12 protein-coding genes are annotated in these 14,824 nt (G+C 69.6%); 3 read left to right on the forward strand and 9 right to left on the reverse strand.

Annotation, left to right across the window (positions count from 1 at the left end; genetic code table 11):
* Positions 1-129: 129 nt before the first annotated feature.
* Positions 130-1,002 (forward strand): phosphotransferase family protein, encoded by an 873-nt coding sequence (locus IEZ13_RS09775; RefSeq protein ID WP_229794580.1) that lies wholly within the window; start codon positions 130-132, stop codon positions 1,000-1,002.
* Here IEZ13_RS09775 and IEZ13_RS09780 read toward each other — a convergent pair.
* Positions 989-1,654 (reverse strand): hypothetical protein, encoded by a 666-nt coding sequence (locus tag IEZ13_RS09780; RefSeq protein WP_183220460.1) that lies wholly within the window; start codon positions 1,652-1,654, stop codon positions 989-991. The genes IEZ13_RS09775 and IEZ13_RS09780 overlap by 14 nt on opposite strands.
* Positions 1,655-1,659: 5 nt before the next feature.
* Positions 1,660-2,136 carry a SigE family RNA polymerase sigma factor gene (locus IEZ13_RS09785; protein ID WP_183220462.1) on the reverse strand — a complete coding sequence of 159 codons (477 nt, stop codon included), beginning with the start codon at positions 2,134-2,136 and terminating at the stop codon, positions 1,660-1,662.
* 170 nt (positions 2,137-2,306) lie between these two features.
* Between IEZ13_RS09785 and IEZ13_RS09790 the strand changes: the two genes are divergently transcribed.
* Positions 2,307-3,500, forward strand: coding sequence for an MFS transporter (locus IEZ13_RS09790; protein WP_183220464.1), 1,194 nt, complete (start codon positions 2,307-2,309; stop codon positions 3,498-3,500).
* A gap of 549 nt (positions 3,501-4,049) precedes the next feature.
* Here the strand turns inward: IEZ13_RS09790 and IEZ13_RS09795 are convergent.
* From IEZ13_RS09795 to IEZ13_RS09815, 5 genes are all read right to left on the reverse strand, one after another.
* Positions 4,050-4,250 (reverse strand): hypothetical protein, encoded by a 201-nt coding sequence (locus IEZ13_RS09795; protein ID WP_183220466.1) that lies wholly within the window; start codon positions 4,248-4,250, stop codon positions 4,050-4,052.
* A 135-nt stretch (positions 4,251-4,385) separates the two neighbouring features.
* Positions 4,386-7,103: an exo-rhamnogalacturonan lyase family protein gene (locus IEZ13_RS09800; protein WP_183220468.1), complete on the reverse strand. Its 2,718-nt coding sequence runs from the start codon at positions 7,101-7,103 to the stop codon at positions 4,386-4,388.
* A 27-nt stretch (positions 7,104-7,130) separates the two neighbouring features.
* Entirely contained in the window at positions 7,131-7,955 is an 825-nt protein-coding gene (locus IEZ13_RS09805) for a carbohydrate ABC transporter permease (protein WP_183220470.1), read from the reverse strand.
* Entirely contained in the window at positions 7,952-8,848 is an 897-nt protein-coding gene (locus tag IEZ13_RS09810) for a carbohydrate ABC transporter permease (protein WP_183220471.1), read from the reverse strand. Before IEZ13_RS09810 ends, IEZ13_RS09805 begins: the two co-directional genes overlap by 4 nt.
* Positions 8,845-10,116: an ABC transporter substrate-binding protein gene (locus IEZ13_RS09815; RefSeq protein WP_183220473.1), complete on the reverse strand. Its 1,272-nt coding sequence runs from the start codon at positions 10,114-10,116 to the stop codon at positions 8,845-8,847. Before IEZ13_RS09815 ends, IEZ13_RS09810 begins: the two co-directional genes overlap by 4 nt.
* Positions 10,117-10,393: 277 nt before the next feature.
* Here IEZ13_RS09815 and IEZ13_RS09820 point away from each other — a divergent pair, with 277 nt between their 5' ends.
* Complete coding sequence (locus tag IEZ13_RS09820; protein ID WP_229794581.1) at positions 10,394-11,497, forward strand: hypothetical protein; 1,104 nt, start codon at positions 10,394-10,396, stop codon at positions 11,495-11,497.
* 4 nt (positions 11,498-11,501) lie between these two features.
* Here the strand turns inward: IEZ13_RS09820 and IEZ13_RS09825 are convergent, their stop codons facing one another.
* The gene (locus IEZ13_RS09825; RefSeq protein WP_183220477.1) at positions 11,502-14,519 is read right to left on the reverse strand and encodes a hypothetical protein; all 3,018 of its coding nucleotides are present in this window, start codon (positions 14,517-14,519) and stop codon (positions 11,502-11,504) included.
* Positions 14,509-14,823, reverse strand: coding sequence for a hypothetical protein (locus IEZ13_RS09830; RefSeq protein WP_183220479.1), 315 nt, complete (start codon positions 14,821-14,823; stop codon positions 14,509-14,511). Before IEZ13_RS09830 ends, IEZ13_RS09825 begins: the two co-directional genes overlap by 11 nt.
* Position 14,824 lies beyond the last annotated feature (1 nt).

Here is a 14,824-nt window from a genome sequence, read left to right on the forward strand (position 1 = left end):
TCGGCCGGCTGTGCGGGGGCTGCCTCAGGCGCTCCGAGACAGCCCCCGCAGTCAGCCGGACAAGATCGGCCAGCCTGCCGGCGGACGCCTACTGATCAACGTGGGACCGGCCGGACTAGGGTGACCACCGTGGACTCCCGCCCCCTGCTGGCCGACGCGCCCCGGCCGGTCCGGGAGGCGGTGGCCGGCCTGCTCGGTGGCCGCGTCACCCGGGAAGAACCCGCCACCGCCGGCTTCACACCGTCGATCGCCTCGCTGGTGACCGGCGGCGACGGCCGCCGCCTGTTCGTCAAGGCCGCCCCCGGTGGCGAGGGCCCCGCCGTTCCGCTGGCGGGTGCGGCCGGCGACCTCGGACCCCGGCTGATCGCCGCCCGGACGGTGGGGGACTGGTCGATCGAGGCTTTCGAGGTCGTCGGCGGCGACACCGTCGCCCATTGGACCGGCGACGACCTCGACCACCTGCGGCGGGTCGTCGAACGGATGCGTGACCGCATGGACCCGTCCCCGATCGGGTGCACCACCCCGTACGCCGAAGCCTTTGTGCCGTTGATGGCCGACTGGCGGGTCCTGGGCGCCGCGAAGCCGCCGCCGATCACCGTCCCGGTCGAGCGTCTCGCCGAGCTGGCGGACCGCTGGCTGGACGTTCTCGCTCCGGGGACCGCCCTGCACCACGGCGACCTGCGCCGCGACAACGTGATCCGGGAGCCCGGCGGCCGCCTGTGGATCGTCGACTGGACCCACCTGTGGACCGCGCCCGGCTGGATGGACCTGATCCGGCTCCTGCCCGATCTGGCCGCCGACGGGCACGACCCGGAACTCTTCCTGAAGAGCACCTGCTGGCACGACACGCCCGCCGACCACATCGATGTGGCCCTGGCCGGTCTCGCGAGCCGTGCCTGGCGCGACTGTCACCTGCCCGGCCCGTACCGCCTGCGCCGCATGCAGCAGGAGCAGGCCCACCACCTGCTGACCTGGCTGGACAGTCGCCTCAGCCGCGGCTGAGGCCGGTGGCGACCGAGGTCAGCTCGGCCGCCGTCAGTTCGGCGTTGCCGCCCACGTCGATCACCGTGCCGTCTGCCGTGGTGATGAGTACCTGATGTTTCGGCCCGTCCGTGGTCTGCCCCCGCATCAACCGTGCGCTCCCGGCCGGCACGGCGAAATCGCCGCCGACCTGCTCCATCCCGATCGTGGACCAGGCGGACAGCCACCGGGTGATCGTCGCCCGGTCGGCCCGCGGCGTGGTCCCCAGTGGCTGTAGGACGGTGATGAACAGGGAGTTTCCACCGTTCGCCTTCACGAAGATGCGCATCGTGACCACGGCGCTCGCCTGACCCGGTCCCGCTTCGGAGCCGTCGTTCACCAGCAGGTTCTCCGTCACCGCGTACACCGAGCTGCTGACCCGCGGATCCAGGCGCAACCCGGGTGGCGCGTAGCCGATCCGGAAACCGGCCACCTCGCCTACGGCGGGCGCGGCGGACTCCAGCGGCGCCCGGCGTGGCTCCGGCCAGGCCGCCACCGAGATCCCGGCCAGCCCGAGCAGCACACAGCCCACCACGGCGAGCACGCGCAGACGGCGACGCCGGCGGACCCCGCGCCGCACCCGCTCGGTGAACCCGGCCGGCACCGGCAGATCGAAATCGGACTTGGACAGCATTTCGCTCACCCCTGTGTCATCCGGCCGCGCAACGTCGTCAAACCGCGGGACAGGTGCGACCGCACCGTGCCCGTGGCACACCCCAGCACCGCGGCGATCTCCTCGTCCGGCAGGTCGCACAGATAGCGCAGCGCGATCGCGGCCCGCTGCGGCGGTGGCAGCCCGGCCAGGATCTGCCGGATCGCCGCTGATGACTCGATCGAGGCGAGCGCCGCGTCCTCCCGCGCCGTGTCGGGCACCGTGGCGACGGGGATCGCCCGGCGTCGCCTCCGCTCGTTCAGGAACAGGTTGATCATCGTGCGCTGCGCGTACCCCACCGGGTTTCCGTCCCTGCGCACCCGCGACCAGGACGTGCCCACGCGGATGAGGGTCTCCTGGGCGAGATCCTCGGCGGCAGCCGAGTCGAGCGTCAGCGCGTTGCCGAGCCGCAGCAGCCCGGCGGCGCTCTCCCGCACGAAAAACTCGAACGCCTGATCCCTCATACCTCTAATACACTCCCGGACGCCGGATCTGTTGCAGTCCCGGCAGAAGGGAGTGAGAAATGCTTCTCACCATGGTCACGGTCGCTCTCTCGCCCGAGGAGCAGGCCGCGTAACACGCTGCCCGGCCGGCTCCTCGCCACTTTTCTCTTTCCTGGCTTGAGGAGCTAGTTTTGCGTGCCCTTCTTTCCGCGCGAATCGGCGCGGACTTCAACCGTCTCTGGACCGCATCCGCGATCTCGAACATCGGCGACGGCGTCACCATGGCCGCCGGCCCGCTGCTGGTCGCCTCGATCAGTGACAATCCGTCGCTGATCGCCGGCGCCGTCTTCGTCCAACAGTTGCCGTGGCTGCTGATCGCCCTGGTCAGCGGCGCATGGGTGGACCGCCTCGACCGCCGCACCACGGCCGTGGTGGTCAACGTGCTGCGCGCCGCGGCCCTGACCGTGCTCACCGCCACCATCGCCACCGGCACGGTCACCATCCCGGTCGTCTACCTGGTGGTGTTCCTGCTCGGCGTCGGTGAGACGCTGGCCGACACCGCGATGGGCGCCCTGATCCCGGCGGTCGTCGCCCCCGAGCACCTGTCGAGCGCCAACGCCCGGCTCGGCGCCACGTTCAGCGTCAACCAGTTCATCGCCAAGCCGCTGGGCGCCTGGCTGTTCGTGATCTCGGCGGCGGTGCCGTTCGGCCTGGATGCGCTGACCTTCGCCGCGTCCGCCGCGCTGCTCGCCGGCATCCGCCCGGTCCCACCGTCCGAGCAGCACGAACGCACCTCGCTCCGCCGGGAGATCGGCGCCGGCATCCGCTGGCTGTGGCGGCACCGGTTGCTGCGGACCACGGCGATCAGCATGGGCGCCGGCAACATCGCGTTCTGTGCGGCGTTCGCGGTCTTCGTCGTCTACTGCCGGGACCGTCTCGGCCTCCACGAGGTCGGCTACGGGATCCTGCTGACCGCCTTCGCGGTCGGCGGCCTGTTCGGCGCGGGCGTCGCCACCCGCCTGAGCCGCCGCTTCGGCAACGGCGCCGTACTGCGGGCCGGGCTGGTCATCGAGGTGCTCGTCCACCTGACACTGGCCGTGACCACGTCACCGTGGGTAGCGGCCGCTGTCCTGATCGTCTTCAGCGTCCACACCATGGTGTGGGGCGTGATCACCGCGACGATCGGGCAGCGGGCCGTTCCCGACCACCTCCGTGGCCGGGTGTCCAGCGTCTACTTACTCATCCAGACCGGCGGGGCGGCGCTCGGCTCCCTGCTCGGCGGCCTCCTCGCGGGCGTGTGGTCGATCACCGCACCGTTCTGGATGGCAGCCGTCATCATGGCGCTCATCACCCTGAGTGCTTGGCGGCCGCTCCGGGAAGCATGAGCCGGTACGCGACACGCTAGAGGTCCTTCGTGGTCGAGGTCCGCGTTTCGTTCCTTTTCGGTACGCGGACCTCGTCCCGCCCCACTAGACCGTCCCGTCCGGTCGCGGTCCCGCTGGGCGGGTGGTTGCGGTGTTGCTTCCCCATCACCCGGGGTGCCTGCTCTCGGCCGTTGCGCCGGTCGCCGCGTTGTGGGCGAGCGCACCTACCGAGGGGATGGGCGCGCACGGTGGCGGTGTCGTGGTTTCCTGCGTGGCCTATCGCAGCCGTGGCCGCCCACGTGGCGGCTTGCGTGTGCGCTGACCTCCGAAAGCTCGACCGATGAATCTCGGCGCTCATCGCCCCCCGGTGGCCTTCTCGCGGCCGAGGCTAGCGGGACCGAACGCGCGATGATCATCCTCCGCTCCGGCATTTCCCAGCGACTTCCAGCGGATCAAAACCATTTCCGGTACGCGCGACCCCGTCCCGTTCAACCAGGACAGTTCCGCCCTGCCACGCGACCTGGCTGCCCACTCCCGCCTGTGCCGCGCCCGCCGGGCGCAGATCGGTGGTCAATCCGGGCGGCGCAGGCCCCGGTACACCGCGGTGATCGCCAGGAACAGTGTGGTGACCAGCGCGATCGTGATGGCCGCGTTGACCGGGATCGGCAGATCCTCCGCGTAGTGCTGCTTGCCATAGTTGGCTCCCGCGATGATGACCACATAGACCCACCACGGCGCCCACCTGCTGTTCTCCGGATTCTTCGCACTCATGGCTCCACGATGACGGCAGACGGCTGCCCGGCCGTCCGCCATCGGATCGACGCCGGCCTCATTCTTTAGTGGTACGAAGAGTCCGTGATCGCATTGCGGCGAGCGAGCGCCGGCCGCGCGGCACGGGGCTGAGCGTTACGGGAGGGCGGAGGCGGCGAGGGCCAGGTTCTGGATGGCGGCGAGGCCGTACAGGGCGGTGGTGTTGGTGTCGACCCAGGGGGCCTCGTCGACCGTGTTGAGGACGGCCGGGCCGGTCAGGTGGGTGGTCTGCCACGGGGAGGCGTCGGTGTAGCCGTCGGTGGCTGTGAACTCGGTCCAGGCCCGGGCGGCCAGGGTGGCGTCGCCGAGGCGGGCCGCCGCGTAGGCCGTCAGGCGGGAGTGGCCCTGCTTGAGGATCAGCGTGCCGAAGTGGGTGCCGCACTCGGCGGTCTGTTCGGCGCGGGTGGCGTTGTAGAGGCGGCAGTACTGCAACCACGCCTTCTCGAACTCCGGCAGGTCCACCAGGCCGATCAGTTCGGCGCAGACCTCCACCTGGCCGAACATGGCGCTCAGGTGCGACACGCTGACCGTCTTGGCGGCCTCAGCGAACTCGCCGGTGTCGATGTCGTAGAGGCCGCTTCCGGTGACGAAACCGTTCGGCATCCGGCCGATGGTCCGCATGGTGGCCAGCAGCTTCTTCTCGGCGACGGCCGCCTTCGGGCCGCGGCGTTCCCATTCGGTGAGCCACGCGGCGGCCAGGCCGCTCCAGTCGGTGCCGAGGCCGATCGACAGGGCGTGCGGGTCCGGCGTGTACGGCTCCGTACGGATCTTGCGCAGCGGGTCGAGCGCCAGGAACGTCTGGTCCGAGTCGACCAGCTCGTGCATGAGGTCGCCGACCCGCTCGTCGGCGGTCAGGAAGTAGAAGATCCGCCGGTAGACCGCGGTGCTGATCCGCTGCTGCTTGGCGCTGTCCGCCCAGTGCTGCACCCCGTGCCGTGTCCCGAGCCCGGCCCATCTACCGAGGTGGTAGACGTCGACCTCGCCGGTGTGCCGGGTCATCGCCTCGGCGAACCGGAAGATGTCGGCCCGCCCACTGCGCAGGTAGGCGAACCACAGCCACAGGTCGGGGGACAGTTCCGAGTTGTCCCACGCGTACCCGCCGACGTCGTAGCGCCACACGTGCCGGTCCACATCGGGGGTGTGCATGACGTCGCCGTAGTTCCAGAACCCGTACCAGTGGCGTTGTTCGGTCTGGTCGCGGTAGTAGTCGAAGAGGAAGTCGAGCCGGTCCTCGACCTTGGCGCGGGCCGGTGTGGACCGGTCGACCGGGCTGAACAGGCCGCCGAACGCACCGGACGCGGCCAGGTGCGCGGGCGGCGCGACGACCTGCGGCGGAGCGACGACGGTCCGGGCCAGCGCGGCGAGACGCTCGGCGGGCGGGGTCGCGGCCAGGGCGAAGAACATCAATTCAGTGGTACGGGCGATGCCGTACGGAGTCCCGAACCCGGGCTCGTAGTCCTCATAGGTGATGTTGAGGCCTTCGAGCTGCTCCGGGAACGTGTCCTGGCCCATCCCGTCGTGGTAGAACCGGGTGTCCATCGGCCCGGCGTCCGGCGACCACATCCAGATCGTCGCCGTGGCCCGGTCGGTGTCGGCGCCCCGGATGTCGAGCTGTGCCGGGTGCTTCTGCCAGAAGTCCCGCATCCCGAACCCGAGCCCACCGCTGACCCCGCCGACGTACCCGAAGCCGCTCGACCGCTTTCCCGAATCGACGCCGACCCACCCGTACCCCGTCTTGGTCCGTTTTTGAATGGTGTAACCCTCGGAACTCAGCTGGCTGAGCGTGTAGTCGCCCCACGCCGGGATGTACTGCAACCGGGTGGTGACCCGCTGGTCCCAGGTCGCCGGGTCGGGTAGCTTCTCCCCGGCGATCTGCGCCGCGCGTACCGTGGCTCCGGGGTCCCGGCGCAGGCCGGTGATGCCTTCGACCGCCTCCCGCAGAAGCCCGTCGCCGTCGCCGGACAACCGGATGTGCCGGTCGTGGAGCTGGTCGCGCATCGGCACCCCGACCCGCACGCCGAGCCCGGCGATGAACTCCTTCTGCCCCTCGCTGTCGAACAGGAACGTGTGCACCACCCGCACGTGCTCGGCCCCGGCGTAGAGGTAGAGGCGCACGATGAACGGCAGCCACGACCTCCCGCGCCGCCGGTGGTCGCCCTCGATCCGGACCACGGCCCGGACCGGCCCGCGCTGCTCGACCGTCACCCTGCTGATCGAGCTGGTCAGCTTCTCGCGGGAGGCGCGCCGCTCGTCGTCGTCCTCGATGCTGGTCTGCCGCAGACTGATGAGTTCGAGATTCCGCGCGATCTCGGCGCCGCCACGGGTGATCGACCGGATCAGCGCCGAGCCCCGCCGTCCCAGCACGACGTGGATGACGCCGGTGTCCACGGTTACCGTGTCCCGGTTCTCCGCGACACTCACCGAGGACGAGCCGGTCACACCAGCTGTCCGATTCAGCACATAGGAATCCGACAGCGGAGCATCGGCGGGAAGCGCGTGCGCGCTCCACTTCAGCGACCCGTCCGGCCAGTAGCCGATCGGCCAGCTCTGCACCGGGACAGCGGCCCCGTCGGCGGCGGCCAGCGAGAACGGCGAGTCGGCGGGAACCGCGCCCTTCGGCCACGGCACGCCCCAGGTGCTGCCGACGTTGGTGCCGGGCCTACCTTCGAGCCAGTTCAGCGTCACGGTCTCCGGCGCGGGGACGACGGCGGTGACAGCGGCGGGGATCGATTCGGGCGCCTTGAAAGGGATATAGGGCGCCATGGGGGCGGCGGCGAGACCGCGCACGAACGTACGTCGGGAGATGTCGGGCATGCTGCACCGGCTCCTTCGGGTGGGGGATCAGCCTTTGAGGCCCGAGGTGGCGAAACCTTCGACCAGCAGCCGCTGGAACGCGGCGAAGAACAGCAGGATCGGCACGATGGCCAGCGCCGACAGCGCCAGCATCGGCCCGAACGCGTTGTAGTCGGTGGTGTCGATGAACAGCCGGAGGGCCAGGGGGAGGGTGAGTTTCTCCGGCGAGGAGAGATAGATCAGCTGGGTGAAGAAGTCGTTCCAGGTCCAGATGAAGGTGAAGATCGCCGTGGTGACCAGGGCCGGCCGGATCAGCGGCAGCACCACCGACCCGAAGATCCGGATCGAGCCGCAGCCGTCGAGCCGGGCCGCCTCGTCCAGCTCGCGCGGGATCGTCCGCATGAACTGGACCATCAGGAAGATGAAGAACGCGTCGGTGGCCAGCAGCTTCGGCAGGATCAGCGGCCAGAACGTGTCGACCATCCCGAGTTTCTGGAACAGCGAGTACTGCGGGATCGTCACGATGTGCACCGGCAGCATGATCGTGGCCAGCGTGAAGGCGAACAGCGGCGCGCGCAGCCGGAACCGCAGCCGGGCGAAGGCGTAGGCGGCGAGCGAGCAACTGGCGACGTTGGCGATCGCGCAACTCGCCGCCACGATCGTCGAGTTCACGAAGAACCGCCCCGCGGACACCCCGGCCAGGTCGTCGCCGAGCGCCCGGTAGTTGTCCAGGATCCACTCCTCGGGCAGCAGCGCGAGGCTCTGCACGATCTCCGAACCCGACTTGAACGACGCGAACGCCAGCCAGACGATCGGGTACAGCAGCGGGATCAGCAGCAGGATCACGGCCGGATGCCACAGCCGCCGGCTCATGTTTCGTCTCCGCTGTAGAAGACCCAACCCTTGGCGGTACGGAAGAGCAGCGCCGTGATCAGGGCGATGATCAGGAGCAGGAACCAGGACATGGCCGAGGCGTAGCCCATCTTGAACTCCACGAACCCCTTCTCGTAGAGGTAGAGCGTGTAGAACAGGGTCGAGTCGCTGGGGCCGCCGGTGCCGTTGCTGACCACGTAGGCGCCGGTGAACACCTGGAAGGCGCGGATCGTGTCGAGCACCAGGTTGAAGAAGATGACCGGCGACAGCATCGGCACGGTGATCTTCAGGAAGGTCCGCCAGGGGCCGGCGCCGTCGACCGCGGCGGCGTCGTAGTACTCCTGCGGGATCTGCTGCAACCCGGCCAGGAAGATCACCATCGGGGCGCCGAACTGCCACACCGCGAGCAGGACCAGCGCGAGCAGGGCCCGGTCCGGGTGGCCGATCCAGTCGTGGAAGATCACCCGCCAGACCAGGGCCACGCTCACGCTAGCGCCGAGCAGCGACGGGGCGTAGAAGGCCGACCGGTAGAAGCCCTGCGCCCGGCTCCTGCGGTTGATCAGCATGGCCACACCCAGTGCGGCGATGAGCTGTGCGGGCACCGAGATGACCACGAACTTGGTGGTGGCCCAGACCGCGTTCCAGAAGTGCGGGTCGACCGTGAGCATTCGCACGTAGTTGTCCACGCCCACCCACTGCGGGGCGGTGAACAGGTCGTAGTCGGTGAACGACAGGTAGAGCAGCCACACCATCGGGCCGGCGGTCAGGAACACCGCCCCGACGACCCACGGCGAGAGGAACAGGTAGGCGATCGACGGCCTTTCCCCGTACCGTCGCAAAGATTTTGATCTGGTCTCGGCCTTGGCACGTGGTCGCTCGAGCACAGTGGTCATGCGCCGAGGGCCTGCTGGATCTCGCTCATCAGGCGCGGCGCGGCCTCCTCCGGTTTGGCCTTGCCGTGCATGACGTCGTCGTAGATCCGCTGGAACTGGGTCTTCACCACGCCGGCGCCCTTCGGCGGCGGCGGGGGAGCCGGCAGGAGCTGCGGCGACACCTTCGCCTCGTAGGCGGCGACGGCCTTCCACTCGTCGGTCAGCGTGGACGCCAGCGTTTCGCGGATCTTGAGGTTGGCGGGCAGGCCGCGGGCCATGCCGAGGATGGCGCCGGCCTCCGGGTCGTTGAGGAAGAAGTCGACGAACGCGAGCGCGGCGTCCTGGTTCTTGGTGCGCTTCGCGACGCTGAGCATCATCGGCGGCTGGGTGAACTGGCCGATGCCGGTGCCCGCGGTCGGGAAGTGGGAGAGGGCGAACTCGCTGCCGTAGGTGTCCCAGGAGGTCATCCCGACCGTGCTGTCCGGGCAGAACTCGGCGGTCGACTCCTTGCGCGGGAACGGGGTGAGCGTGGTGTTGGCGGTGACCTCCGCCGGGGTCAGGGCCTTGGCGGCGCGGAACTCCTCGCCCAGCTTCCACCAGGCGACGATCTCCGCCTCGGTGTAGCCGAGCTTGCCGTCCGCGGTGTAGAGGTCCCTACCTTGCTGGCGCAGCCAGTCGCCGAACCAGTCCTCGATGCCGAACGGGTCGCTCAGGCCGCTCACCTTCGGGCCGAACTTCGCGGACACCTTGGCGGCGGCGTCCTTCAGGTCGGTCCAGGTCCAGCCGTCGGCGGGCAGTTTCGCGCCGGCCTCTTCCCAGCGCTTGGCGTCGTACTGGAGCACGTGGGTGGTCTGGCCCATCGGCAGGCCGAACGTCTGGGCGCCGAGGTTGCCGGCCGGGAACAGCTTCTGCTCCAGATCCGCGGTCTGGATCTTGCTGCCCAGGTGCGGGGTGAGGTCGAGCAGGGTGCTGCGGTCGGCGTACTCACGCAGGTAGCGGTCGCCCATCTGGAGCACGTCCGGGGCGTTGCCGCCGCTCATCTCGGTGGCCAGCTTCTGGAAGTACGGGTCGTAGGCGGCGTACGTCGTCTTGATCTCGACGTCCGGGTGCTTGCTCACGTACAGGTCGACGACCTGCTGGGTGAGCTTGGCCCGCTCCTCGCTGCCCCACCAGGCGAACCGCAGCGTCTTCTTACCGCCGCTCCCGCCGTCGTCGCCGCATCCGCCGAGCCCGGCCAGGGTTAGCCCGGCGATACCGCCGCGCAGGAGTGCGCGCCTGCTGACCGACATGGTTCCTCCAGGTAAAACGTTTCACACACAGCCTGAGCTGCGATTGATTGCCCTCGATAGTTTCGGCAGCTTTGCACGTGGATCATCTGCACGTCAACGCCACACTTCCATAGGTAGTAGTCTTTGCGTAAGCGCTTGCGTGAAACGCGCGAGAAACCTTGACAGGTTCCAAGTTATCGCTAACATTCAGCGGATCGAACGCTCATCTCGGACATCCCCAATTTCCAGACCGGAGCACCCGATGCGTCCCCGTATCCCCCTGTTAGTCGCTGCCAGCGTGCTCGTCGCGTCCGGCGGCATCGCCCTCGGCACCGGAACGGCCAGCGCGGCCGACTGCGGCGCCCTCACCTACCAGGCCAGCGCCGTCCTCAGCGGCAGCACCTGGACCTCCAAGCTGGGCAGTTCCACCGTCTACACCGGCACCGACATGCGCGCCGCCGTCCAGGCCGCGGTCAGCGCCCTGCCCAGCCGCACCTCGAAACAGAACGTCCTCGTGCGAGGATCCGGCTCGATCAGCGCCGGATCGCGGATCTCACTGCCCAGCTACACGCTCATCGACGTGTGCGGCACGATCAACGTGACCGGCAGCGGCAGCGGCGACCAGGCCCCGATCTACACCCGCGGCACCACCGACGTCGAAGTCGCGCACCTCAACGTCACCGGGGCGCCGCTCTACGGGATCTTCGCCCGCAGCGTCAACAACCTCACCCTCGGCGTCATCGACATGCGGTTGTCCCGCGGCCTCGGTGTGCGCATCGACAACTACGGCAACACCGCGGTCATGGCCAAGAACATCAAGATCGGATCGGTGTACGTATCCGGCGCCAGCTCACACGCGGTGGAGACCTACGGCGTGGACGGGATCACGATCGGCACCGTCACGGCCCGCGGCGTCGGCGAGTCCGGGCTGCTGCTCAACCAGACGATCAACGCCACGGTCGGCACCGTCGACGCCGAGAACGCCGGAACCGGCACGGGCTACGCCGCCTTCCGGATGGCCAACCGCAACGGGCGGATCGGCAGCTCCTACCCGACGAACATCCGCGTCGGAACCGTCAAGGCCCGTGGTGGCGGGCGTGGCGTCTTCTGCGTCTCGGAGAGCGGTGGGGCGGTCATCGACCGGGTCGACATCGCCAACACCGGCAACAACTCGGTGCTCGTCGAGAACTGCTACAACGTGACGATCGCCGGGGTGTCCGGGACGATCACCGGCGGCGGGGAGGTCCGGATCTCGTCGCGGACCGAGTTCGCGCCGTCGGCCAACATCACCTTCAGGAACCTGACGGTGACCAACACGAACATCCGGTGGAGCCCGTGCACCGGCTCCAACAACGTCGTCACCAACGTCACCCGGGTCAACTCAACCCTGACCTGGTGCTGACGGGTCACTCTGGCGGATCGGACGCGAGTCGTCTCCGAATCCGGTCCGCCAGGTGACGGTCCAACTCGGCGAGCACGGCGTCTCTGAGTTCCTCGTCGTCGCGAGGGAAGATCGCCATCGCGATCGAGAAACTGGTTCGGTGCTGTACCAGCAGCGCGACATGTCTGGCGGGTAGCCGAAGGATCCGCCGTCTGACGAAACTCAGCAGCACCGGAGCGTTCAGCAGTTCCTCGTGAATGATCAGAGCCTCGACGATCTGCTGCTGGACGTATGGGAAAAAATGGGCCATCAGCTGCGTCAGCCATCTCCGTGATGGAACGGCCACGATCAGGGCCGCCGCCATGTCGATGTACGGGAGCCGTTCGAGGCGCTGGCTGGCCGCTGACGGCGACAAGTTGCCCAGTGTCCTGCCGAGGCGGCGTTCGGACTCCCCGATCAGGGACTTCTTCCGAGCCTTCGGTGGTGGTGGCGGCTCCTGCTCGTTTCGCCGCATGGCGTCGGCATCCGCGTGGCGGCCGGAGGCGTCGAGGAGATCCACGGTGAGAGTCCACGCCACAGACCTCAGCCGATCCTGGGATGCCGGATCGAAGTGGTCGGTGTTCAACAGGGTCGTCGCCTCGGTCAGCGCGCCGAGCGCATCCTGGTAGCGAAGCCCCGCATCCCGGCAGAGGCGGGCGAAGTCGATCAGCTCGCGGGCCAGGGCGGGGCCGTAGCGTTCCAGATTGATCCGGGACAGGCGCCGATGGATCGCGATCGCGTTCTCCTGTGCCGCCACGGCGCTCGTCCACCATCCCAGCGCGGCGTGGATCTGGGACTGCGTCTCCAGAGCCCAGGCGAGATCCTGGTCGTAGGCGATGTCGAGCCCGGCGAGATTCCGGAAGACCCGGACGGCCCCGGCGGCCGCGTGGTCGGCCTCCGGCAGGCGGCCCAGCGACCTCAGGGTCCGCGCCCGGCCCAGCAGCGCGGCGGCGAAATCGAGTTCCAGACCCGGCTCCGCGGTGGCCGTCAGCGCCCGCAACAGCTTCACGGCCTCGTCCAGCGCGTCGAGCGACGGGCCGGCGCGCTTGTCCCGGCGCAACTGGTCCGCCTGCTGGATCAGGGCCCGGACCAGCGTGATCCGGTACTGCGGGTGGTCGGTCACCAGACGGCGCAACTGTGCGATGGCCCGGTGCCGGGTGGACAGCGACGACGTCGTCTCGCCGGTCCGCCACAGCGCCAGGCTCAGTTCGGAGAGGCAGGTCGCGACCTCCTCGGGTGGCGGCGGCGAATCCAGGTCCCCGCTGCTCCACAGGCCGACCGCCTCGCCGAGAGCGCCGGCCGCCTCCGCCCAGTCCTCCACCCGCAGGTGTGCCCGGCCCAGCGTCCGCAGCGCGAACTCGAACTGCGCGGCGTGAGCGGCGCGATCCTCGGCATACAGAAGGCGGGTCGCGGCCGTCGCCTCGACGAGCATGGCGACACCATGGTCGATTCGGCCCGCGTTGAGCAGCCGCCAGCCCAGTTTCTGCAGGACCCGGGCGGCGCGAACCGGATCGACGGTGTGCCGCGACAGGTCCGCGGCCAATCGTTCGGTGACCGCGGCGATCCCCGCGTGCAGGTCCGGCGGAGGGTCGGGCGGGAGCATCGATTCGATGGCCGCCAGCACGTCCAGCGGAATCGTCCGGGCCGCCGCCAGCGCCGACAGCGCGACCGTGCCCGCCTCGACCGCCAGGTCCGGCCGTTTCCTCAACAGCGGCAGCAGGTGCCGTTCGGTGAGATGCGGCCACCGGGACGCGGCCTCGACCAGCAGCGGCAGTGTCGTCGCCACCGTTCGCGGGCCGGCGGTCATCAGCTCGGTCAGCGCCCCGCCGGCCCACGGGTCGGCGCGGAAGCCGCCGACCCCGTGCCCCGGTGTCTGGAGCGCGACGAAATCCTCCGCCAGGCGGTCCGGGTACAGCGGCTCCAGCCGGGTCTCCGGGTCGTGCGGCGGATAGCACATGGCGTGATCGTCGAGCGTCTGCGAGGCGCCCGCCGACGTGTCCGCCACGCCCGTCAACCGCAGTGCCTCCACCGCTGCCGGGAAGTCGAGTGCCCGGGTGAGCGCCGCCACGTAGACGGCCCGGCCGATCACCTGGGGACGGGACTCGATCCGGCGCTCGTTCTCGTACATCGCCAGCCAGTGGTTGCGCTCACGAACGAGCAGGTAGGCGGACAGCTCATCCGGATCCACCGGCGGCCGGTCGCCGTCGCGCGCCGCGAGGACCGTGGCCAGCGCGGCCATGTGAATGGTCAGCACCGACCCGCCGACCTCGGGGGGCGATGCCGTGATCGGCTCAGTGACCCCGAGGACCTTCGCGAAACACGTCCGCGCCACCTCGAACGCCGAGCGGGAATCCGCCCCGGAAGCGCCCAGCGGGGCCAGCTCGACGCTGTCCGGATGGATGCCGAGCGACTGCGACAACCGGTGGGTCAGCCCGTGCCACCAGTTGTCCAGCGGCCGGGCCAGCAGCAGGATCCGAAGCGCCGGGCCGCCGTGCAGCCGCTGATCGTGTATCAGCGCCAGCAGGTCGGACAGTGGCCACCGCTCCGCGTAGTCGACCAGCACCAGCAGCCGTGCCGACGCCACCACCGCGTTACCGGCCGGGACCTCGACCGGCCGGACCGCCACGTCCCGGCTGTGCCGCGCCCGGGACACGAGCCACCCGGCCCGCCGGGACAGTTCCGCGAAACGGTGGGCCAACCGCGTCTTGCCCTGTCCGGCGCCGCCGTGCACCAGCCGGACGGCCACCGCCGCGTCACCGTCGCGCCAGCCGGTCAGCTCGGCGATCTCGTGGTCCCGGCCGGTGAAGGCGACCACCCGGTTCTCCGCGCTGAGCAACCGGCTGGGCTGCTCACCACTCACCGGTGGCGTCGGGCCGAACTCCAGCTCCTCGATGAGATGGGTGCCGATGCGCTGGTGGATGTGCAGGTCGCCGTCCTGGACGGCGAACACCGTGCCGCTGTCGCGGGCCGTGTTCGTCTGGCGGACCGGGGTTCTATCGGCCATCGGGCGGCCGGGGTGCGTCGCCGATGATCATGTTGCCGTGCTGGACCCCGTACACCTTGCCCTGGTCTTTGGCGGTGTTGATCTGGGTTTGACCGGACGGCTCGGGTGGGGATGGCTGCGGGCGGGAGGCCAGGGCCAGCCACACGCCGGCGACGCCGAAGACGAGGGTGAGGACGGCGCTCGCCACACTCGACGCCTTGTCGGCCCGGTCGAGGCCGAGCCGCAGCAGGAACACCGTCCAGGCTGCCAGGAGCAGGCTGCCGGTCAGAAAAGCCGTCACTGTCCAGAAGCGGCGCCGCGTCATC

Source organism: Actinoplanes campanulatus (assembly GCF_014647795.1).
Classification (GTDB): domain Bacteria; phylum Actinomycetota; class Actinomycetes; order Mycobacteriales; family Micromonosporaceae; genus Actinoplanes; species Actinoplanes campanulatus.

Excerpts from the sequence above, each read along its gene's own strand:
- IEZ13_RS09780 (WP_183220460.1), bottom strand. The coding sequence starts at position 1,654 with ATGCTGTCCAAGTCCGATTTCGATCTGCCGGTGCCGGCCGGGTTCACC.
- IEZ13_RS09785 (WP_183220462.1), bottom strand. The coding sequence starts at position 2,136 with ATGAGGGATCAGGCGTTCGAGTTTTTCGTGCGGGAGAGCGCCGCCGGG.
- IEZ13_RS09795 (WP_183220466.1), bottom strand. The coding sequence starts at position 4,250 with ATGAGTGCGAAGAATCCGGAGAACAGCAGGTGGGCGCCGTGGTGGGTC.
- IEZ13_RS09800 (WP_183220468.1), bottom strand. The coding sequence starts at position 7,103 with ATGCCCGACATCTCCCGACGTACGTTCGTGCGCGGTCTCGCCGCCGCC.
- IEZ13_RS09805 (WP_183220470.1), bottom strand. The coding sequence starts at position 7,955 with ATGAGCCGGCGGCTGTGGCATCCGGCCGTGATCCTGCTGCTGATCCCG.
- IEZ13_RS09810 (WP_183220471.1), bottom strand. The coding sequence starts at position 8,848 with ATGACCACTGTGCTCGAGCGACCACGTGCCAAGGCCGAGACCAGATCA.
- IEZ13_RS09815 (WP_183220473.1), bottom strand. The coding sequence starts at position 10,116 with ATGTCGGTCAGCAGGCGCGCACTCCTGCGCGGCGGTATCGCCGGGCTA.
- IEZ13_RS09825 (WP_183220477.1), bottom strand. The coding sequence starts at position 14,519 with ATGGCCGATAGAACCCCGGTCCGCCAGACGAACACGGCCCGCGACAGC.
- IEZ13_RS09830 (WP_183220479.1), bottom strand. The coding sequence starts at position 14,823 with ATGACGCGGCGCCGCTTCTGGACAGTGACGGCTTTTCTGACCGGCAGC.